Genomic DNA, 20,373 nt, shown 5'->3' with positions numbered 1-20,373 from the left:
AGCCCCCAGGCAAGCCTGCCCTCCGCAGGCATGCCTTCAGAAAACACCGACAGACCCGAAGGGCTGAACATGACCGAGACACACCACGCCTACCGCAACCGCTCCGTCCTCGTCTCCGGCGCGAGTATCGCCGGCCCTGCGATCGCCTACTGGCTGCACCGTCACGGCTTCGATGTCACCGTCGTCGAAAAGGCGGGCGCCGTGCGCGGCGGCGGCTACCCCATCGACATTCGCGGCACCGCCCTGGAGGTCGTACGGCGCATGAACATCCTGCCCCAGCTGCGGGAGGCCCATGTCGACACGCGCCGCATCACCTTCGTGGACACCGACGGCAGCACCATCGCCGCCCTGAGCGCCGAGAGCATGGCCATCGGCGCGGACGGAGACCTCGAGGTACAGCGCGGCGACCTGACCGAGACCATCTACGACGCCGTCCGTGAATCCGTCACGTTCCTGTTCAACGACTCCATCGCCGCCCTCGACGATCGCACCGACGGCATCGAGGTGACCTTCCGCAGCGGCGCCTGCCGCACCTACGACATCGTCATCGGTGCGGACGGAATCCACTCCCACACCCGTCGGCTGATCTTCGGCCCCGAGGAGCCCTTCCACCACTACCTCGGAGCATGCTTCGCCGGTTTCACCGTGCCCAACCACCTCGGGCTCTCCCACGAGGGCATGGTGTGGAACACCCCCAGCCGGCGCGCCGCCCTCTACGCCGCCGGCTCCGGTGAGCAGGTGTTCGGGCTGCTCTCCTTCAGGCGCCCCGACCTGCCCTTCGACGTCCTGCGCGCCCCGGACGCGCAACGCGAGCTGGTCGCCGCCGCCTTCCCGGACGAATGCTGGGAGATTCCCCGGATGGTCGCCGAGATGCGCGCCGCCAAGGACCTGTTCTTCGACGCCATCAGCCAGATACGGATGTCGCGCTGGTCCCACGGCCGGGTCGCGCTGGTCGGCGACGCCGCCTACGCACCCTCGTTCCTGACGGGCCAGGGCACCAGTCTTGCCCTGGTCGGCGCGTATGTCCTGGCCGGAGAGCTGGCCACACGCGCCGACCACACCGAGGCGTTCGACGCCTACGACAGGGTGATGCGGCCGTTCGTCACCCTCAACCAGAAACTCGCGAACGGGGGCGACACACCCCTCTTCCCCGCCACCTACGAGTCCCTCCATAAGCGCAACGCGGCCCTCCGCGCGCTCTCGACCCTCCCCGCCGAACCGAAGAACACCACGTACAGCGCGCTCACACTGCCCGACTACGCATGACCCTCACGGTTGTCTCAACGGATGATCCCGCCACGATTCTTGACCTGTCCCAGCAGGTCTTCTCCAGGCCGGGCGCATCCGATCGACACCTCACTGGCGTGTTCCGGCGCTGAGCGGCACTGCCTCTTTGACGGATCCTGCGAAGCCGCCGGCCGCGGGTCAGAGCCGGTGCACCGGGAGGTCGGAGGCGACCCAGTGCCAGTCGGTGGGCGCCCACTGCTTCTTCAGGGCCGTGCGCTGCCGGGCGTAGGCGCGCAGGGCGTCCTCGACCGCCGCGGGCAGGTCGCCCAGCTCGTCGGGGACCGGGACGGACAGCACGAGGTGCTGCTTGCCGTGCACGAGCAGCAGTTCACCGGCCGGGGTGCAGGCGGTGAGGGTGAAGCGGGTCAGCGGCTTGAACGCCTTCGTCGTGGTGTCCAGCCGCGCCCGGAGCCTGCCGTCCGCGTTCCAGGCGTACAGGCCGTAGCGGTTGAGGTGGAAGGCGCGGTGGCGGTGGGGGTCGGCGACGACGTTGAAGCAGAAGCCGGTGAACGGGCTGTCGCGGTACTCGTGCAGACCGTGCAGCCGGCCGGTCATCTCCCCTTGGTCGTCGACGAGGGCGAAGACGAACGGCTGCCCCCGGCTGCCGCCGCGGAAGGTGCGGGCGAAGACGGGGACCACGAACGTCTCGTCGGACAGCGCCGCGGGGCGGCCGAGCTTGGACTGGTCCCAGCGCCAGCGGTCGGTGTCGGGCGTCAGCAGTTCGGTCAGAGAGGGCCGGGGCCGGTTGTCCAGGCCGACCGGCTCGCCGCGGTGGCGGACATGGGGGCGCAGGTCGTCCTCGGTCTGGTGCGCGGGCGCCGGGTCGAGCGAGGCGACGGCCCGGACGGTGGGCTTCGCGTCCGCCGTGAGGGGGTCGTCCGCCACACCGACGATGTTGGCGATGCAGCTGCCGTACCGGTGCACGCCGTACTCCGAGGTCACGCACAGCAGCCGGCCCGACGGCGTGACCGTCAGGGAGCCGGCGAACGGGTCGCCCGGGACGAACTCCTCGAACGCCTGGCGGCCGGGGGCGTCGTAGGCGCGGAGCACCGAGGACAGATCGGGTGCTATGAGGGTGGTGCGGTCCGGGTGGGCGCTGACCGCGAGGGCGCCGTCCGGCAGCACGGCCAGGGTCATGCGGTCGCCGTTGGCCACGGCGGACTCGGCCTCCCCCAGGCCGTTCCGGTACGCGGGGCAGCACAGCGCGGTCGCCAGCGGCACCCCGTCCGGCGAGTAGCGGGTCAGCAGCCGGTAGCCGAAGTTCGCGACCGCCGGGTCGCGTTCGTCGTCCCCCACGTTCCAGGTGTAGCGGTGCACGCCGTACAGCGCGTAGATCTCCCCGGAGGGCGCGGCCGTGACGTCGAACGCGTCCACGCCCCACCCGGTGGAGTAGAGCGCGGACAGGTCGATGCGGTGGGCGTCGACCAACGAGCCGGGCAGGGGCAGCGGAAGCGTTCTGATCATGCCGGCCATTGTGGGACACAGCACTGACAACGCGCCCGGGACGGCGACTTGGCGGAGTGCTCCGCACGGCGCCCGGTCCCGTACCCGGGTTCCCGCCTCCTCAGCTCTCGCCCTCGCCGCCGCCCTGTCGCGGGCGGGACTGCCGGGCGTCTGCCTGGCCATGGCGCTGTCGATGGCGGCGCAGTGCGCGGCCGTCGCCCGGATGTACCGGCGCACGGCCCGCGCCGGGACCGCGGGCGACGGCATTGTCAGTGGGGTCTCCTAGGCTGAAGGCCACGCTCGAACTCCGCACAGCACACGGGGGAACCATGATCGAGACCAGCGTCGTCATCCCGGAGCGTCCACCGCATCCGTCGCTCGTCCACGCACCGAGCCGCCGCGCCCTGGCGCCCGGCGAGCGGCCGGACGGCCGCGGACTGGTGGACTTCCGCCCGCTCGCCCGGCCGACGCTGCTGACGGTCGGCGACCATCTGACCGGACTGGGCGGCGATCCGGCCGAGCTGGACCCGGACCTCGCGCGGCTGCTGCTGATCGGCCGTCTGATCGTCGACGGGCACGAGGAGGGCGACGAGGTCGTCCTCGACGGGACCACCGGCCGGGTGTTCAGCATGTGGCTGTACGCGAAGTCGCCCGGCGGCGCGGAGCTGTTCCCGCTGGCCCCCTCCGTCGGGGCGCTCACCCGGCTGCTCACCGTGGTGGACGACTTCCGGACGCTGCGCGGACGGTTCGCGGACCTGGCCGGGCGGACGGGGCCCGAGGCGGTGCGGACGGCGGAGCGGCTGCTGACCGAGGCGTTCGCCGGGGAGGAGTGGGGCGAGGACGGCTGGGGCCCGGCCGGTCCCCGCTCCGACTGGGAGCACCCGCTGCCGGTGTACTGGCGGACAGCGGCGGCGATACGCCCGCTCGGCCTGATCGCGGGGCCCGGCGGCGGACTGGCCCTGAACCTGCCCGACGGCCTGCTGGACGAGGTGTTCGGCGGCGAGGGCATGGTCCGGCTCGCCGACGACCACCTGCCACCGGCCCTCGTCCACGCGCCGACCCGCCGTTTCCTGACCGAAGTGGGCCTGCCCGGCGACGGGTTCATGTTCTACGGCCCCGCCCCGGAGCCGCTGCCCACCCTCCCGCAGCGCTGGGCCGAGTCGCGCAGCGATCCGCGCCTGGCCCACCTGTGGAAGGGCGACGAACAGCTGCCGCCGGACGCGGAGCACCTGGTCGTCCTCGGCGGACTGGTCCACGACTTCGAGGTCCTGATCGACGGCCGGACCGGCGCATTGTTTTACACGGAGTTCCAGGCCGACCACGTCGTCCCGGTCAACGCCGACGTCTCCACGCTCGCCTTCACCCTCTGGCTGCACCAGCGCGAACAGGAACTGAACCAGGAGCACGACTTCACCCAGGACTTCTACCACCAGCTCGCCGACACCATGATCGAGGTGCTGGCCTCGGTCGACCCGGTGGCCTGCCGTCCCGCACAGGGCCCGGACGACTACCGGTACTGGCCGGAGGCGTTCCACGACGAGGCGGGAGGCGTGCTCTGAGGGAGGCGTCCGCCAGGGGCCCGGGTGCAGGTGACCGGGTTCCCCACGGCTGCCACAGTTGCTTCGGCGTTCGCCGTCGTGGGCTGCCGGCGTGAAGTCTGCCTTACGCTGAGCAGGCGGATCGGGGGCGGCCGGTCTTCTCCGTGTCATGCGACGGGCGCAGCGCTAGTGGAGGACGAGGGTCTATGGAGTCGGTCACCGGCGGCGACGGCCGCCTTGCTCCTCTCCGTCCCACCGAGGTCACGGCCACGCTGGGGGGCGAGGACCTGTGCATCGCCGAGGCCCGCGATCTCGTCGCCGACTTCCTCGGTGGCCGGATACGGACCGAGCTGGGGATACCCGTCTCGGCGCGCGCCCTCGGCGACGCCCAGCTGGTGGTCAGCGAGCTGGTCACCAACGCCCGCAAGTACGCCCCCGGACCCGTCTCCCTGGAACTGCGGCTCTCGCGGAACGCGGTGGTGGTGGCGGTGCGGGACACCGATCCCGTCCTCCCCGTGGCCAGGGACGCCGACGCCCACCGGGTCGGCCAGCACGGACTGGAGATCGTCAAGGCCGTCGCACTGGCCTTCGAGGCCCGGCGCGAGCCGACCGGCAAGTGCCTCACCGCCACCATCGCCCTTTTCGACGACCTGCCGCCCGGCCCCTGACCTCGCTTTGACCTCCGGGTCGCCTCTGCCCTCCGGTCGCCCTTGCCCTCCGGGTCACCGCCCGTCGGCGGTCGCCCTTGCCCTCCGGTCGCCCTTGCCCCCCGGGTCACTCTTGCCCTCCGGGGCACCGCCCGTCGGCGCCGGTGCGGGCGCCGGGTCCCGGGGTCACTCGTCCGCGGCGGCGACCAGCTTGCGCACGTTCTCGATGCTTCCACAGCCCTCGGCCAGATACTTCGCACGGGCCTCGCGGAACGCCTCGCCCAGCTGGGAGCGGCGGTCCTCGGCCACGTTCTCCCGGGCGTCGTTGAGCAGCGTCCGCTCCTCCTCGTCCGCGTGATGGTTGACGGCCGTGACCAGTTCCTCCAGCTTCTCGTCCCACTCCTCGGAGCCGGTGTCCCCGACCTCCAGCAGGGCGAGCAGCGCCTCGTTGGCCTCGTGATGTTCGTGCACGCCGTGGTCCACCTCGTCGTCGTCCACGTTCTTGTAGCGGCGCAGCGCCGGATAGACCTCGTCCTCCTCGGCCGAGGCGTGGGCGATCAGGAGGTGCGCGAAGTCCTGGAGGGCGGCGCCGCGGTCGGCCTCGACATTGCGCAGGATGCGGAAGAGGTCCTCCATCTTCCGGTGGTCCTTCAGGATGAGTTCGACGACGTCAGTTGCCGGCACAGCGACTCCCACTCCTCGGCGACAGTGCGTTCACCCCCGCATACCCCGGTTCTCGCAGGTGAGACCTGTGCCGTCCGCCGGGCCGTGCGGCTGTATCGAGCCCGGCCCGCGCGTCCGGCGGGGCGGTCACGGTGGCCGGCAGCGGCGTCGAGTGCTACCGGCCCCGGGCCGCTCCCCGGCGGGAGGTCAGTGCGCGGTGACCGAGTACGCGGGCAGCGCTCGGTTGCCGCGCGGCGCGGCGATCGAGCGGAGGGTGTCCGTCTGGCTGAGGACGAGCTGGCGTACCGGATCGGGCAGGGCGGACAGACGGTCGGGCGTGGCGGCCAGGCGCAGACAGGCCGCCACCTCCCAGTCGCCGTCCTGGAGCCCCTCGGTTTCCACCGGCCCGCCGCCGTCCACCGTCCAGCCGGCCTCGGCCAGCAGCCGCAGCAACCGCGCGCGGGAGAAGGGCGTACGCACGTTGCCGTCGCCGCGCGAGCCGGCCGCCTCGAACTGGCCCTGCACCAACACGGCCAGCAGGTGCGCCAGTTGGTCCCCGGAGGCGGGCGTCAGGTCCCACTCGGTGAACCACAGCCGCCGCGCCCACGGTCGCACCCGGGCGAGGGTGTCGCGCACCTGCCCGAGCGAGGCGAAGTACCAGGAGCAGTACGCGAGCACCACATGGTCGAAGGCGTCCTCGGGGAAGTCGAGGGACGGATCGAGTACGTCCGTGCCGAGGCGGAAGTCGATGCGCGGACCGAGGGGGCCCGCCGTGAGCCGCGCGGTCGACTCGCCGAGCGTGACCGGCGCACCGTAGGAGGGATCGGCCACGTCCACGGCCGTCACCCGCCCCCGCGGCCCGACCGCTTCGGCGAGCACGGCGGTCATGTCGCCCTGTCCGCAGCCGAGTTCGAGCACGGTCGAGCCGGGTGCGATGCCCCAGCCCGCCACGAGCGCGGCGCGGTGACGGGTCTGGGTCAGCTGGACGCCGGGGCTGTGCTCGGCGGCGGCCATACCGGCCGCGAGCGCGGCGGCCCTGGCCGGGAGATCGGAGGGGTTCACAGAATCCTTGCTGCTGCTCGACGGGCTGGTGCGGCGCCGATGCTACGAGGCGTCCGGCGGCGGTGCACCCGATTTCCGCCCGGATTCCCGCTCGGGCGCGCGAGTGCGACGGCCTCCGGCCGCGGCCGACCGCTGCGGCACCGGGTACGGCACGCCGTCCACGACGGCGATGGTGGGCCCCCGGTGACGTCACTCAGGTCACTTGAGGGGGGTCAAGAGGGCGGACGGACAAGGGACTCGAGGGATCGAAGGGACCGAAGTCCCGATAAGGGCAAGCGAAGTGAGCCACCGTGCGCCGCGGGCTGGCCTGCGGCGCACGGTGGGCCGCGTCCGGGCCGCGAGCGGAGCACTGGACCGCCAGGCGCGGAGCCCGACGACGGCGGGCCGGGGCACCGGGCTACGAACTCGTCGGGCCACCAACCAGGCGGGCTACGAGCCCGCCGGGCCACGGAGCCGGACGGTGGCGCGCCGGGTCGCCGGATCGCGGGTCGCCAGGGAGCCGAGGCGCGAAGGCGGCGGCCTCACCGCCCCCGGACCGGAGGATGAACTCGGCGGCGAATTCGCCGCCACCGAACACCACCGATCACCAGCCGCTCTCGACGGCGAATTCGCCGCCCTCCATCACCAGCCGCTCTCGCCGCCCCCGTCACCAGCCGCTCTCGCCGCCCCCGTCACAAGCCGCTCTCAGCCCCCCATCACCAGCCGCCCCCAGCGACGCCCCTCACCAACTGCTCTTGGTCACCCCGGGCAGCTCGCCCGCGTGGGCCATCTCGCGGACCCGGATGCGGGACAGGCCGAAGGCGCGCAGGTGACCGCGGGGGCGGCCGTCCACGGCGTCGCGGTTGCGCAGCCGGGTGGGGCTGGCGTCGCGGGGCTGGCGGCGCAGTTCCCGCTGTGCGGCGGCGCGTTCGTCGTCCGAGGACCGGGGCGAGGCGATGACCGCCTTCAGCTCGGCGCGGCGGGCGGCGTAGCGGGCGACGACGGCGCGGCGCTGCTCGTTCTTCGCGATCTTGCTCTTCTTCGCCATCAGACCTTCCCTCCCCGGGCGCGGATGCGCGCCACCGCGGCCTCGACGCCGATGGCGTCGACCGTCTTGAGGCCCTTGGCGGAGAGTGTGAGCCGTACGTGCCGGCCCTCGCTCGGCAGCCAGTAGCGCTTGTGCTGGATGTTCGGGTCGAAGCGGCGCTTGGTGCGCCGGTGCGAACGCGAGATCCGGTGCCCGAAGCCGGGTGCCCGGCCGGTGAGTTGGCAGTGGGCGGACATGGTGCCTCCTTGGTCGCTGGCGTGTGCCGACAGCACCCTAGCAGCAAGATGAAAATGAAAACCAAATCCAAAAGTGGGGTAGAGTGCCGCCCATGGCACGCAACGAACTGCGCCCGGTGATCAAGCTGCGGTCCACCGCCGGCACCGGCTACACGTATGTGACCCGCAAGAACCGCCGCAACGACCCCGACCGCCTGACCCTGCGCAAGTACGACCCGGTCGTCGGCCGCCACGTCGACTTCCGAGAGGAGCGCTGAGAGCCGTGACGCCCGGAAACCACCCCGAACTCCGCCCGGTCGTCCTCCGTGACCGCGTCACCGCCCCCGCCGTCCCCGCCGACTCAACCGACTCAACCGGCACCGCGGGACGCGTCGAGCGCTTCGGGCGTCGCCGCGGACGCGGACGGGACGAGCGGTGAGCGGCGGCTCGGAGCGGCTGCCGGTCGTGATCGTCGCCGGACTGCACGCCGACGCCCGCCGGGCCGCGGTGGAGGAGATCCTGCGCACCATCCCCGGCTCGGTCGCGCTGCACCACGACGTCATCCGCGCCGCCGACAGCGTCGTCTACCGCACCGTGCGCGACGCCGGCCACCTGCTCAGCGGCGGCGAGGCGCCCCCGGTCGACGACTGCGCGTGCTGCGCGCTCCGCGCCGACCTGGTGCCCCAGCTGCTGCGCCTCGCCGACGAGGGGCGGCACCGGCTGGCCGTCGTGGAACTGTGGGACTCCGTCGAACCCCAGGCCATGGCCGCGCTCGTCGCCGCCGCGGGCGCGCCGCTGGACCTCACCGGAGTCGCCACCGCCGTCGATCCCGCGCTGGTGCTGCCGTACCTGTCCAACGGCGACGACCTCGCCGACGTGGGACTCGCCGCCGCCGCCACCGACCGGCGCACGGTCGCCGACGCCTTCGCCCGGCAGCTGGAGTACCCCACCGTGATCGCGGTCGCCGAGGGCGGCGCGTACGGGACCGGGGAGCCGCTCGCCGACGATGCCGACCGCGCCCTGCTCGCCCGGCTGACGCCGGGCGCGCGCACCGTGCCGGTGGCGGGCGGCGGTCTCGGGGCCGCCGTGACGGCGGGCTTCGACGTGGCGGCGGCCGCCGCCCGGACGCATCCCGCGTGCGCGCTGCTGCCGCAGGAGCGCGACGAACACGGGGTGGGCACGCTGGTCTATCGGCGTGAACGGCCCTTCCACCCGCGGCGGTTGCACGCGGCGCTGGAGGACATCGCCTGCGCCGCCGTCCGCAGCCGGGGCCGGTTCTGGCTGGCCGACCGGCCCGACACGCTGCTGTCGTGGGACGCCGCGGGCGGCGCGCTGTGCGTGGAGCGGGCCGGCCCCTGGCTGGCCGCGCTGCCCGACGCCGCCTGGGAGAGGGTGCCCGCCGAACGCCGGGTCGCCGCCGCCGTCCAGTGGCACCCCGAACACGGCGACCGCTGCCAGTGCCTCGCCTTCACCTCGCCCGGCCTGGACCGCGACGGCCTGTCGGCCCTGCTCGACTCCTGCCTGCTCACCGACGCGGAGTACGTGACGGGCAGCGACGGCTGGAAACGCCTCCCCTCCGCCTTCGACGGCCTGCTGGACCCGGTGACCTGAGGAGGGGAGGAGGCGAGAAGGGCAAAGAGGGCGAGGAGGGTGAGGCGGCCCGGCCGCCGCAGCCCGCGCCGGACGCACGGCGGCGACGGCTCCCGCCGTGCGCCCCGGGGCGGGTGCGCGGAGCGCTGTGTGTGACGCGGGGTGCGTCATGCCGGGGGCGTCACACTGTGTGCCGTCAGACCGTGTGCGTCACGCCGGGTTGTCCCCGTGGGTCAGGGTCTCCCAGGCGACGAACAGGGCGTTGGTGCCGGCCGGACGGTTCTGCTGGGTCAGCGCCTGGGTGTTGGTCATGGCGACGCCCAGCCGGTTGTGCAGCGCGTTGTAGCCGACCTCGGTGACCGGCCCGAGGCCCCGGTCGACCGCGCCGCCGCACAGCCAGGTCGGCACGGCCGCCCCCAGTTCGTACTTGGACTGGAAGCCGAGGGCCTGGCGCAGCCGCTCCCCGACGTCGGTGCCGTACAGGTCCTGGCCCTGGATGCGGCTCGTCTCGGCGATGTGCGAGATGGCGGAGATGCCGTACCCGGTGTGCGTGAAGTCGCGGCAGGTCTCCTGGGTGAGGCCGGTGACGAAGGTGGACTGGCCCTGCCAGTACGAGACGATCTTGTCGCGGGTGTTCAGGTTCTGGCTCGGCACGGTCTTCGGCAGGGCGCCGTCGGACTCCAGATAGACGTAAGCGGCCGTGCGGGTGCGGAACTTGGCCATGGCGGTGTCGTAGGACGCCTTGTCCTCCAGGAAGACGGAAATGCCGACGGCCGCCTCCATCATCGACAGCTCCCAGTTGCCGTTCGAGTTGGAGCCCTTGATCACCACCGGCAGGTACACGTCGCGCAGCATGGTGGCGAACCGGCCGGCGTTCGGCCAGGAGCCGGTGTACGTGTACTTGATGATCTCGGCGGCCTTGGGCCACGAGGACCCGGCCCAGCCCGTCTGCAGCGGGGCGTTGCTGTTGGTGTGGCTGCGGATCACGGCCGACCAGGCGTCCATGATCTCGATGGCCTTCTGCGCGTAGCGCGGGTCCCGGGTGATGTACCAGGCGAGCGCGTCGGTGTACGCGGCGATGGCGTCCTGACGCTCGTCCGTGCAACCGTAGTTCGGGTTGGAGTACGAGCCGCACTCCACCGTCGCCCGGGGCTTGGGCGTGCGGCTGAGACTGGCGTAGCCGCTCGCCGTCATCTGGTCGTAGGCGCCCTTCCACGGCTGTGCGCCGGCCAGCACCTTGTCGCGGGTGAAGTCCAGTTGGGCCCGGGAGACGGTCACTCCGGGGTGGGCGAAGGCGGTCGGCGCGGCCTCGGCGCGGGTGGCCCGGGGCAGCAGCAGGGCGCCGGTGAGGGCGGCGACCAGGGCGAGCAGGAGTACGGGCCGGGTTCGGCTGCGGAGGTGTGGGGGAGCGGCAGTCATGCGGCCATCCGTTCTTGGATGTGAACTCGGTATGGGTGGTTGAACTCGGGTGCTGGCCGGTGACCATAGGTACGGACTTACCGCCCGTCAAGGGCGCGCGCCAGGGCGGAGGTTCGGACCGTACGAGGCGTTCAGTGCGATCAACGGCCCCTGCTGTCGGCCCTCTTGACGCTCACTGGTCCGGACCTTTAACTTCACGGCTTAATCAAAGACCGATGGTGTCGCGCAACGTTCCGTGGGCTGAACGGCGTGAGGCGGCACCGGAGGTCGGCCACCCCCCACGTGAAAGGCCCCCGCATGGCCGGATCCCGCCCTGCCGTACGCCCCGCGCGCACCCTCGCCACCACCGTCTCCGTCGCCGCCCTCACCCTCTTCGCCGGTCTGCTCACCGCCTCCCCGGCCGCCGCGGCCACCGGAACCGTCACCGGTCTGGCCGGCAAGTGCCTGGACGTGGCCGGGGCGAACTCCGCCGACGGCACCGGCGTCCAGATCTACGACTGCAACGGCACCGCCGCCCAGCAGTGGACCGTCGGCGCCGACGGCACCCTCCGCGCCCTCGGCAAGTGTCTCGACGTCACCGGCAACTCCACGGCGAACGGCGCCAAGGTCCAGCTGTGGACCTGCACCGGCGGCGCCAACCAGAAGTGGACGGTCACCGCCGCCCACGACATCGTCAACCCCCAGGCGGACAAGTGCCTGGACGTCACCGACAACAACCCGGCCAACGGCTCGCGCGCCCAGATCTGGAGCTGCACCGGCGCCGCCAACCAGAAGTGGAACGCGCCCGCGGCGGACGGCGGCGGCAGCACCCCGGCCGCCCCGATGGCCGTCGCCCCCTACCTCTACAACGGCTGGGGCAGCCCGCCGAACCCGAGCACGATCACCAGCGCCACCGGCGTGAAGTGGTTCACCCTCGCCTTCGTCCTCAGCAACGGCTACTGCAACCCCCAGTGGGACGGCAGCCGCCCGCTCACCGGCGGAGTCGACCAGCAGACCGTCAACACGGTCCGCGCGAACGGCGGCGACGTCATCCCGTCCTTCGGCGGCTACAGCGGCAACAAACTGGAGAGCTCCTGCTCCAGCGCCGGCGAACTGGCCGCCGCCTACCAGAAGGTGATCAACGCCTACGGGCTCAAGGCCATCGACATCGACATCGAGGCCGACGCCTACAGCAACCCCACCGTCCAGCAGCGCACCGTGGACGCCCTGAAGACCGTCAAGAACAACAACCCGGGGCTCAAGGTCTACGTCACCATCGGCACCGGCCAGAGCGGCCCCGACACCTCCCTGATCAACCGCGCGGCCTCCGCCGGCCTCACCGTGGACGCCTGGACCATCATGCCGTTCGACTTCGGCGGCGCCGGACAGAACATGGGCACCCTCACCCAGCGCGCCGCCGAAGGCCTCAAGACCGCGCTCAGGAACGCTTACCACTACAGCGACGACCAGGCCTACCGCGACATGGGCATCTCCTCCATGAACGGCGTCACCGACAACAACGAGACCGTCACCGTCGCCGACTTCCGCACCATCCTCGCCTACGCCCAGCAGCACCACCTGGCCCGGCTCACCTTCTGGTCCGCCAACCGCGACCGGCCCTGCACCGGCGGCCCCGCCGACAGCTGCTCCGGCGTCAGCCAGCAGAACTGGGACTACACCCGGGTGTTCGCCGCCTACACCGGCTGACACCGCCCCCACCCCCCGCAACCCGGCCGGAGCGCACGGGCGTTCCGGCCGGGCCCTCCCGGCACACCGTCCCACCCCACGCACCCCCACACATCCACGGTGAAACGGAGACCTCCATGCCCACCGCCACCCACGCGCTGCGGCGCAGACCACCGGACACCGCCCCCCGCTCCCGCGTCGCCGCTCTCGTCACCGCCCTGCTCGCCGCCTGCCTCGTCGCCCTCGTCCCCGCCCAGGCCCACGCCGAGGACCAGTTGCTCTCCCGCGGCCGGCCCGCGACCGCCTCCTCGGTGGAGAACGCCGCCTTCCCGGCCGGCGCCGCCGTCGACGGCGACCAGGGCACCCGCTGGTCCTCGGCGTTCGCCGACCCCCAGTGGCTCCAGATCGACCTCGGCTCGGTGCGGCAGCTCACCCGCGTCACCCTGCGCTGGGAGGCCGCCTACGCCAAGGCCTACCGCATCGAGACCTCCACCGACGCCCAGAACTGGACCACCGCCTACTCCACCGCCGACGCCACCGGCGGCACCGAGAACCTGACCGTCGGCGGCAGCGGCCGCTACGTCCGCCTCTACGGCACCGCCCGCGCCACCCAGTACGGCTACTCCCTGTGGGAGTTCGAGGTCTACGGCTCCGGCGGCACCACCCAGCCGCCGGACGACTTCTGGGGCTCCACCTCCGACATCCCCGCCGCGCACAACGCCGTCGAGGTGAAGATCCTCAACCGCACCAACGGCAAGTACCCCGACAGCCAGGTCTACTGGACCTTCAACGGCCAGACCCACTCCATCGCCGAACAGCCCTACCTCGACATGCCGGCCAACTCCGCCGGCCGGATGTACTTCCACCTCGGCTCGCCCGACGGCCCCTACTACGACTTCATCGAGTTCACCGTCGGCGGCAACGTGTTCAACGGCAACACCACACGGGTCGACGCGTTCGGCCTCAAGCTCGCCATGCGGCTGCACAGCAAGGACGGCTACGACGTGGAGGTCGGCGAGAACCGCCAGACCTTCGCCGAGGACCGCGCCACCACCTTCCAGCGGTTCACCGACGCCGTGCCCGCCCCGTTCAAGGTGCTCGCCCAGACCCAGGCCCCGTATCGGATCATCGCGCCCGGCAGCGACCCCAGCTTCCGCGCGGGCGGCGCCAACGCCAACTACTTCACCGCCTACGCCCAGTCGGTCGGCGTCGACGCGGCCACCTCGGACATCTTCGGCTGTGCCGCCGCGCTGGCCGGCGACCCGGACATGTGCGCGGCACTGAACCGCCATGTGGCCTCGCTGCCCGCCTCCCAGCAGGGCGACCCGGCGCAGTACTACAAGGCGGCGCCGGCGAACTACTACGCCGAGTTCTGGCACGACAACGCCATCAACCACCTCGCCTACGGTTTCCCGTACGACGACGTGGCCGGGCAGTCCTCCTTCGTCTCCCACGGCGACCCACAGTGGCTGCTCGTGGCGGTGGGCTGGTAGGAGCGGCGGCCCCCGCCGCACCCGCCCGCGGGACCCCCCGCCCGGACCGGCCGCCCTGAACGCGGTCAGTCCGGGCGGACCGCGTTCAGCCGGACGGCCATCAGCGCCACGTCGTCGCTGCCGTCCGGCAGCAGCCGCTCCAGGAGCAGCCCGCACGCCTCCTCCGGGTCCGCCGGAACCCCGGCGGCCACCGCGGCGAGGGTGGCCAGGGAGTGCTGGAGGTCCTCGTGACGGCGCTCGACCAGACCGTCCGTGACCAGGAGCAGCAGCGAACCCGGCACCACGGTGATCCGCCGGGCGGGCGGATGCGCGAGGCCGAGCCCCAGCAGCGGGCCGTGCTCGTGCACGTACGAGGTGGTGCCGTCCGGGTGGCGGATCAGCGGCGGAAGGTGGCCCGCGTTGGCGACGTGCAGGGTGTCCGAGCCGAACTCGATCAGCACCACGCACAGCGTGACCGTGGCGCCGGGCTCCACCGAGGCCAGCAGATGGTCCAGACAGGAGAGGATCACCTGCGGCGGATGGCCCTCGGCCGCGTAGGCGCGCAGCGCGTGCCGCACCTGGCCCATCACCATCGCCGCGTCGAGCGAGTGCCCGGCCACGTCGCCGACGGCCACCACCAGACCGGCCGGGGTGCTGATCGCCTCGTAGAAGTCGCCGCCGATCTCGGTGCGTTCGCTGGCCGGGAGGTAGCGCACGGCCAGGTCGGCGCGGGGGGTGGCCGGCAGGCTCTCGGGCAGGAAGCTGCGTTGCAGGGTCAGGGCGAGGGCGTGCTCCTCGCTGTAGCTGCGCAGCGCCTCCAGGGCCAGGGCGCTGGCCTGGGTGAGCTGGGTCAGCAACTGCTCGTCGTCCGGCGTGGTGACGGCGTCCGCCGAGGTGACGATGACGACCGGCGGACGCTCGGCCTTGGCCCGGCCGATCACCGTCCGGCGGCGCGCCGGGTCCTTCAACTCGGGCGGCAGGCACGGCAGATCGGTGCCCGGCGGCTGCGCCCGGCCGGAGGGGTCGCGGCGCTGCGGCCAGGCCGCCGTGGAGTGCACCTGCGGTGCGTCGGCGCGCGCCGTCCCGTCCTCGTCCTGCCAGGTGTGGGCGACCAGGGGGCTGCCCTGCGGTGTGGTGAGCAGCGCGGCCACACTGCACCGGAAGATCACCGCCGCCGCCTCGGCCGTCACCTTGACCAGCTCGCGGGCGTCGGCGGCGCTGTAGAGCGCCAGGGTGAGGCGGTTGAGCAGGTGCAGCCGCTCGGCGAGGAGTTCGGCGCGGCGCCGGGCGCGGGTGTAGCGCAGGGTCGCGGTGACCGTGGCGAGCAGTTCGTCCGGGGCGACCGGCTCGACGAGATACGCGTCGGCGCCCCGGTACAGGCCCTGCGCGCGGTCGTCCACGGTGATGGCGGCGGCGGAGATGTTGATGACGGGCACGGCGGCGGTGGCCGGGTCGTTCTTGATGTGCTCGCACACCTCGAAGCCGGTCATGTCGGGCAGCCGTACGTCCACGATGGCGATCTCCGGCAGCGGGCCGGGCCCCCGGAGCAGGTCGAGCGCGCGGGTGCCGTCCTCGGCCTCGGTGACCTGGTGCCCGGCCCGGCGCAGCGTGGTGGCCAGGACGTACCGGTTGGCGGGGGTGTCGTCCACCACCAGGATGTGGGCCGGACTGTGATCGGTGTCGGACGGTCGGGTCATCGGCGCTCCTTGGCCCTGGGCGACGTCGAGGGGGCGGGGGTGGACGGCTGGTCCCCGGCCGGCGCGGGGGCCGACGGCCGGTCCGCGGCCGGCGCGGCCTGCGGCCGGGGCAGGGCGGCGGCGAGGTCTGCGGCGGTCAGGCGGGACTTGTTGAGCACGGCGCGGACCCCGGCGAGGCGGGCGCGGTCCACGTCACCGGCCTCCAGCGCGGTCAGCACCACCACGGGCACGGCGGCCGTCGCCGGGTTCGCGGCCAGTTGCCGGTGCACCTCGTAGCCGTCCGGGCCGGGCATGTCGAGGTCGAGGAGGACGGCGTCGGGGTGTTCGCGCTCCACGGTCGCCACGGCCCGGCCGCTGTCGGTGACGACGGTGACGGACCCGGCCACAGCGGCCAGCAGCGGGCGGATCGCGGTCAGGAACGTCTCGTCGTCGTCCACGGCCACCACCGACCCGACCAAGGGGCCGCCGGAGCCGGTCGGCGGGACCGGCTCAGCGGGCCGTGCCGCATCGGGGTGCGGGGGCGGTTCCGCGCCGGTCACGGCGGCCGTTGCGTCCCCCGGCCCACGGCCGAGGCGGGCGGGGATCTCGATGATCACCCGGGTGCCGCGGCCCACCTCGCTGTCGAGCGTCAGCCGGCCGCCGAGCAGTTCGGTCAGCCGGCGGGCGTAGGGCAGGCCCAGGCCGGTGCCCGCCCGGCCCCGCTGGTGCGGCCCGCGCACCTGGTAGAACTCCTCGAAGACGCGCTCCAGTTCCTCCGCCGGGATGCCGACGCCGGTGTCCTGGACGCGGAAGACGAAGCGGTCGCCGTCCTCCCGCTCCTCCTCGGCGACCTCCAGCGCCACCCGGCCCCCGACCGTGAACTTCAGCGCGTTGGACAGGACGTTGCGCAGGATCCTGGTCAGCATGACCTCGTCGGTGACCAAGGGCCGCAGCGGTATGTGGTCCGGGATGCGCAGGTCCACCCCGGGCTGCGCGGTGCCCTGGAGCATGCCGCGCAACTGGTGCAGCAGGGAGCGCAGATCGACCTCGGCGGGGTGCGGCTCCAGCCGTCCGGACTCCGCCTTGGCGATGTCGAGCAGCTCGTCCACCAGCGCCAGCAGGGTGCTGCCGGAGGCCTGCACGAGGGACACCTGCCGGCGCTGCTCGTCGGTGAGCGGGTCGGCCGCCGAGTCCAGCAGCAGCCGGGCCAGGGCGATGACCGAGTTCACCGGCGAGCGCAGCTCGTGGCTGACGTTGGCCCAGAACCGGGACTTGTACGCGTCGGCCCGTTCGAGCTGGCGGGTCTTGTCCTCCAGCTCCGCGTACAGGGCGACGACACCGCTGTTCGTCTCCTCCAGCTCGCCGGCCAGCTCGGAGTAGAGCGCCACCACCCCGGCGTTGGTCTCCTCCAACTCGGCGTTCAGACGCTGGAGTTCCTCCTGCTGGCGCTGTGACTCCTCCAGCGCGGCCAGCAGTTGCCGGTTCTGGGTGCGCAGCGTGTCGACCAGGTCGGCCGTCGCGTCGCCGCCGGCGAGCCGCCCGCGGACATCGGCGGCCAGCTCGCCGAGGGAGGTCGCCGGCGCGGGAAGGCGCTGCGCGAGGAGCAGTTCGTGGCCGTCGCCGTCGCCGGAGGGCAGCAGACCGCTCTCGTCCAGCAGCCGTTCGGCCGCGGTCAGCAGGGTTCCCGGCGGCCGGCGCGCCTCGGCCCAGCCGAAACGCACGGCCAGCAGCACGGCGACGCCGTCCCGCTCCAGGCTCAGCCGGGCGGTGAGGCGCGCGGCCCCCAGCAGATGCTCGCCGGCCTCGCTCACCACGGTCGTCAGCCGGACCAGCGCACTGCCCTTCAGCCCCGCGGCCCGGCACGCCGACTGGGTGCACCGGCGCAGGGCGACGACATCGCCGCCCTCCCGCAGGACGACCGTGATCAGCTCATGGACGGACGGTCCGGTGCTCATGGCCGCCCGTGCACGGCCACGACGATCCCGGCGTCGTCCCTGCGGACCGCCGCCTGATTGAGGAGCTGCCCGGCGACCAGGGCGGAGTCGTGCGGGAACAGACCGGGGAAGTCCGCCGGCTTCCAGCGGTCGCTCAGCCCGTCGGAGTGCATCACCAGGACGGCGCCGGGCGGGAACGGCGCCTCGAAGGTGCGCGGCCGGGGCAGCTGCACACCGGCGATGCCCGGCATCGACAGCAGCCCGGTGCGGGCGTCGCCGGCCGCGACCAGCGCCGTGATGTTGCCGGCCCCGCACAGCCGCACCCGCTGCCCGGCCGGATCGACCAGGGCGACGGCCAGGGCAGCGCCGCGGGTGCCGCGCAGCCCCCGGTGGGTCTCCTCCAGCACGGCCGCCGGGCTGGTGCTGCGGCTGTCGCGGAAGGCCTCCCTGGCCCGGTCGCCGACCCGGGCCGCCAGCGGCCCGTGGCCGAGCCCGTCGCACATCATCAGCAGCAGCGCGTCCGGGCCGTGCCCGTCCACCGTGCGCACGGCCCAGCTGTCGCCGCACACCTGCTCGCCGCCGATCGGGCGGGTCAGCCCGCCGGTCTCCACCGGGCCGGGCGCCGGGACCTCGCCGTCCGCCCAGAAGCGCGCGTAGAGCGCGGTGCCGCGCCCGCGCAGGGAGTGGACGCCGAACACGTCCGCGAGCCGCCCGATGGCGCCCAGGCCGATGCCCAGGCTGCCGGCGGCGGACGTGCCGTCGCGCAGCGCCCGGTGCACGTCCGCGATGCCGGGGCCGTTGTCCAGGGACAGGCACTCGACGGCCGCGCTGCCCCGGGAGCGCACCACGCGCAGCACCAGGGCGCCGTCGTCGGCGTGCTTGAGGAGATTGGTCGCCATCTCCGTCACGCACAGCTCGGCCCGCGCCACCCGCTCCTCGGGCAGGCAGATGCCGCGGGCCAGCTGACCCACCTGGCGGCGCGCCGCCGCCGCGAGGGCGACGTCCGCGCGCAGCCAGTGCACATCACCCGACTCGGCGATCAGCACGCCCTTCACCGGCCCCACTTGAGGATGCGCACGGTGGTGCCGTCCGGCCCGGAGCTGATGTCGAACTCGTCCACGAGCCGCTTGGCGCCGCTCAGTCCGAGCCCCATCCCGGAGCCCGAGGTCCAGCCGTCCGTCAACGCCAGCTCTATGTCCGCGATGCCAGGACCACGGTCCTCGAACTCCACGTAGACGCCGCAGCGTTCGGCCTCGGTGATCGTGGCCGCGCGGACCACGCCCCCGCCGCCGTAGACCAGCATGTTGCGGCCGAGTTCGCTGGCCGCCGTGACCAGTTTGGTCTGGTGCACCAGCGACATGCCGCTGCGCTGGGCGAGGGTGCGCACCATCTGCCGGGCGGAGACCACGTCGCTGCTGTCGGCTACGGAGACGGTGTCGGCCGAGGCCAGCGCGGCGCCGTAGTCCCTCATGCGCGGCCCGCGCTGATCCGGCGCAGGAGTTTCAGCCCGCGCTCCAGATTGAGAGCGGTACGGACGCCCTGGAGGGACAGCCCCAGCTCCACCAGGGTCATGGCCACGGCGGGCCGCATGCCGACGACGATGGTCTCCGCGCCCAGGACGCGCGAGATGGCGGCGTTGGTGGCCAGCATGCGCCCGACGAAGGAGTCCACGATCTCCAGCGCGGAGATGTCGATGATGACGCCCTTGGCGCCCGTGGCGACGATCCGGTTCGACAGGTCGTCCTGGAGGTCCATCACCATCTGGTCCTCCAGGTCCACCTGGATGGAGACCAGCAGGATCTCGCCGATCTTGAGGACGGGGACGCGGTCGGTCACAGCAGGCCCCGGATCTCTTCGGTGGCGTCCTCGGCGACTTCCTTCAGCGCCTGGCGCAGCGCGTCGGAGAGCGAGGCGTTGGTGGGGATGTCGCCGAACTCGATGCCGAGCGCCACGATGGTCTGCGCGATCTGCGGGCGGATGCCCGAGATGGTGCACTGCGCGCCCATCATCCGGGCCGCGACGACCGTCTTCAGCAGGTGCTGGGCGACCTGGGTGTCCACGGTCGGCACGCCCGTGATGTCGATGATGGCGTGCGTGGAGTCGCTGTCGACGAGCGTCTGCAGCAGCTTCTCCATGACGACCTGGGTGCGCGCGGAGTCCAGGGTGCCCACCAGCGGCACCCCGACGACGCCGTCCCACAGCTTGACGACCGGCGTGGACAGTTCGAGCAGCTGCTCGGCCTGCGCGGAGATGATCTCCTCACGGGTGCGGACGTACGCCTCGGTGGTCAGCAGACCGAGGTCGTCCAGCAGCCGGGCGAACTGGAGGTACTGCTGCGCGCCCTTCTCGTCGCTGGTCAGCGTGGGCTCCAGCACCTCCTTGAGGGAGAAGACGCTGCGGGCGGTCTCGGTCGGGGTGAAACCCTGCCGGGCCCGGTTGCGGGAGAGTTCGATCAGCAGACTGCGGGTCTCGGCGAAGTTCTCGCCGTGGCTGTCGAGATCGCCCCCCGTCAGGGCGCGGAGTATCGACTCGTACAACTCGCCCAGTTCGCGGCCTAGTTCGGCCAGGCTCAGCCGGCCTTGCAGGTCTTCGCCGACGGTCCTGGTCCACTGCGAGAGGAATGCGTCACGCTGTGCGGTCAGTGTCTCCACCAGGAGCGGCAGCTTGCTGTCTGTCGTCACGTCTTCCCCACCTGAGCTTTGATCGAATATGCCAGGAAGACGATACGGCACACG

At 72.7% G+C, this 20,373-nt stretch carries 19 protein-coding genes and 1 pseudogene; 8 read left to right on the top strand and 12 right to left on the bottom strand.

Annotation, left to right across the window (positions count from 1 at the left end; genetic code table 11):
• The first annotated feature begins 69 nt into the window (after positions 1 to 69).
• Positions 70 to 1,266 carry an FAD-dependent monooxygenase gene (locus K7787_RS19260; RefSeq protein ID WP_223002324.1) on the top strand — a complete coding sequence of 399 codons (1,197 nt, stop codon included), beginning with the start codon at positions 70 to 72 and terminating at the stop codon, positions 1,264 to 1,266.
• Between the two features lie 159 nt (positions 1,267 to 1,425).
• Here K7787_RS19260 and K7787_RS19255 read toward each other — a convergent pair whose 3' ends face one another.
• Positions 1,426 to 2,751 carry a hypothetical protein gene (locus tag K7787_RS19255; RefSeq protein ID WP_223002323.1) on the bottom strand — a complete coding sequence of 442 codons (1,326 nt, stop codon included), beginning with the start codon at positions 2,749 to 2,751 and terminating at the stop codon, positions 1,426 to 1,428.
• A gap of 106 nt (positions 2,752 to 2,857) precedes the next feature.
• Here K7787_RS19255 and K7787_RS19250 point away from each other — a divergent pair.
• The 3 genes and pseudogenes from K7787_RS19250 to K7787_RS19240 all read left to right on the top strand — a co-directional run.
• Positions 2,858 to 3,016 (top strand): annotated as a pseudogene (locus tag K7787_RS19250) (MATE family efflux transporter); the annotation flags it as partial.
• A gap of 43 nt (positions 3,017 to 3,059) precedes the next feature.
• Positions 3,060 to 4,289: an SUKH-4 family immunity protein gene (locus tag K7787_RS19245; protein ID WP_223002322.1), complete on the top strand. Its 1,230-nt coding sequence runs from the start codon at positions 3,060 to 3,062 to the stop codon at positions 4,287 to 4,289.
• Between the two features lie 185 nt (positions 4,290 to 4,474).
• Positions 4,475 to 4,936 carry an ATP-binding protein gene (locus K7787_RS19240; RefSeq protein WP_019979927.1) on the top strand — a complete coding sequence of 154 codons (462 nt, stop codon included), beginning with the start codon at positions 4,475 to 4,477 and terminating at the stop codon, positions 4,934 to 4,936.
• A gap of 165 nt (positions 4,937 to 5,101) precedes the next feature.
• On the opposite strand, the gene K7787_RS19235 is transcribed toward K7787_RS19240, so the two are convergent.
• The 4 genes from K7787_RS19235 to rpmB all read right to left on the bottom strand — a co-directional run bounded on the left by K7787_RS19235 (position 5,102) and on the right by rpmB (position 7,903).
• Positions 5,102 to 5,599, bottom strand: coding sequence for a hemerythrin domain-containing protein (locus K7787_RS19235; protein ID WP_223002321.1), 498 nt, complete (start codon positions 5,597 to 5,599; stop codon positions 5,102 to 5,104).
• Positions 5,600 to 5,785: 186 nt separating this feature from the next.
• Complete coding sequence (locus tag K7787_RS19230) at positions 5,786 to 6,640, bottom strand: class I SAM-dependent methyltransferase (protein WP_223002320.1); 855 nt, start codon at positions 6,638 to 6,640, stop codon at positions 5,786 to 5,788.
• A 721-nt stretch (positions 6,641 to 7,361) separates the two neighbouring features.
• Positions 7,362 to 7,667 (bottom strand): 30S ribosomal protein S14, encoded by a 306-nt coding sequence (rpsN, locus tag K7787_RS19225; protein ID WP_009192553.1) that lies wholly within the window; start codon positions 7,665 to 7,667, stop codon positions 7,362 to 7,364.
• On the bottom strand, positions 7,667 to 7,903 hold the full coding sequence (rpmB, locus tag K7787_RS19220) for a 50S ribosomal protein L28 (RefSeq protein WP_019979923.1): 237 nt from the start codon (positions 7,901 to 7,903) through the stop codon (positions 7,667 to 7,669). Before rpmB ends, rpsN begins: the two co-directional genes overlap by 1 nt.
• 92 nt (positions 7,904 to 7,995) lie before the next feature.
• On the opposite strand from rpmB, the gene rpmG reads away from it, so the two are divergent.
• Together rpmG and K7787_RS19210 are read left to right on the top strand one after the other, a co-directional pair.
• The gene (gene rpmG / locus K7787_RS19215) at positions 7,996 to 8,160 is read left to right on the top strand and encodes a 50S ribosomal protein L33 (RefSeq protein ID WP_009192555.1); all 165 of its coding nucleotides are present in this window, start codon (positions 7,996 to 7,998) and stop codon (positions 8,158 to 8,160) included.
• 157 nt (positions 8,161 to 8,317) lie between these two features.
• Positions 8,318 to 9,493 carry a CobW family GTP-binding protein gene (locus K7787_RS19210; RefSeq protein ID WP_308036391.1) on the top strand — a complete coding sequence of 392 codons (1,176 nt, stop codon included), beginning with the start codon at positions 8,318 to 8,320 and terminating at the stop codon, positions 9,491 to 9,493.
• A gap of 189 nt (positions 9,494 to 9,682) precedes the next feature.
• On the opposite strand, the gene K7787_RS19205 is transcribed toward K7787_RS19210, so the two are convergent.
• Complete coding sequence (locus tag K7787_RS19205; protein WP_223002319.1) at positions 9,683 to 10,891, bottom strand: alginate lyase family protein; 1,209 nt, start codon at positions 10,889 to 10,891, stop codon at positions 9,683 to 9,685.
• Positions 10,892 to 11,188: 297 nt separating this feature from the next.
• Here K7787_RS19205 and K7787_RS19200 point away from each other — a divergent pair, with 297 nt between their 5' ends.
• Together K7787_RS19200 and K7787_RS19195 are read left to right on the top strand one after the other, a co-directional pair.
• Positions 11,189 to 12,577 carry a chitinase gene (locus K7787_RS19200; protein ID WP_223002318.1) on the top strand — a complete coding sequence of 463 codons (1,389 nt, stop codon included), beginning with the start codon at positions 11,189 to 11,191 and terminating at the stop codon, positions 12,575 to 12,577.
• A gap of 116 nt (positions 12,578 to 12,693) precedes the next feature.
• Positions 12,694 to 14,049: a beta-1,3-glucanase family protein gene (locus K7787_RS19195; protein WP_223002317.1), complete on the top strand. Its 1,356-nt coding sequence runs from the start codon at positions 12,694 to 12,696 to the stop codon at positions 14,047 to 14,049.
• 65 nt (positions 14,050 to 14,114) lie between these two features.
• On the opposite strand, the gene K7787_RS19190 is transcribed toward K7787_RS19195, so the two are convergent.
• Genes K7787_RS19190 through K7787_RS19165 form a run of 6 tightly spaced genes read right to left on the bottom strand, consistent with a single transcriptional unit; the run spans position 14,115 to position 20,319 of the window.
• A complete protein-coding gene (locus tag K7787_RS19190) occupies positions 14,115 to 15,725 on the bottom strand; it encodes a fused response regulator/phosphatase (RefSeq protein WP_164394607.1) in 1,611 nt (536 codons plus the stop codon).
• A complete protein-coding gene (locus K7787_RS19185) occupies positions 15,722 to 17,659 on the bottom strand; it encodes an ATP-binding response regulator (protein ID WP_223002316.1) in 1,938 nt (645 codons plus the stop codon). The genes K7787_RS19190 and K7787_RS19185 overlap by 4 nt, the downstream gene beginning before the upstream one ends.
• Positions 17,656 to 18,702, bottom strand: coding sequence for an ATP-binding SpoIIE family protein phosphatase (locus tag K7787_RS19180; RefSeq protein ID WP_223002315.1), 1,047 nt, complete (start codon positions 18,700 to 18,702; stop codon positions 17,656 to 17,658). Before K7787_RS19180 ends, K7787_RS19185 begins: the two co-directional genes overlap by 4 nt.
• Positions 18,690 to 19,109 carry an ATP-binding protein gene (locus tag K7787_RS19175; protein ID WP_009192563.1) on the bottom strand — a complete coding sequence of 140 codons (420 nt, stop codon included), beginning with the start codon at positions 19,107 to 19,109 and terminating at the stop codon, positions 18,690 to 18,692. Before K7787_RS19175 ends, K7787_RS19180 begins: the two co-directional genes overlap by 13 nt.
• A complete protein-coding gene (locus K7787_RS19170) occupies positions 19,106 to 19,474 on the bottom strand; it encodes an STAS domain-containing protein (protein WP_009192564.1) in 369 nt (122 codons plus the stop codon). Before K7787_RS19170 ends, K7787_RS19175 begins: the two co-directional genes overlap by 4 nt.
• Positions 19,471 to 20,319, bottom strand: coding sequence for an STAS domain-containing protein (locus K7787_RS19165; protein WP_009192565.1), 849 nt, complete (start codon positions 20,317 to 20,319; stop codon positions 19,471 to 19,473). Before K7787_RS19165 ends, K7787_RS19170 begins: the two co-directional genes overlap by 4 nt.
• Positions 20,320 to 20,373: the final 54 nt, after the last annotated feature.

The sequence above is a fragment of the Streptomyces sennicomposti genome (genome assembly GCF_019890635.1).
GTDB lineage: Bacteria > Actinomycetota > Actinomycetes > Streptomycetales > Streptomycetaceae > Streptomyces > Streptomyces sennicomposti.
This window is presented reverse-complemented; position numbering and strand designations above follow the sequence as displayed.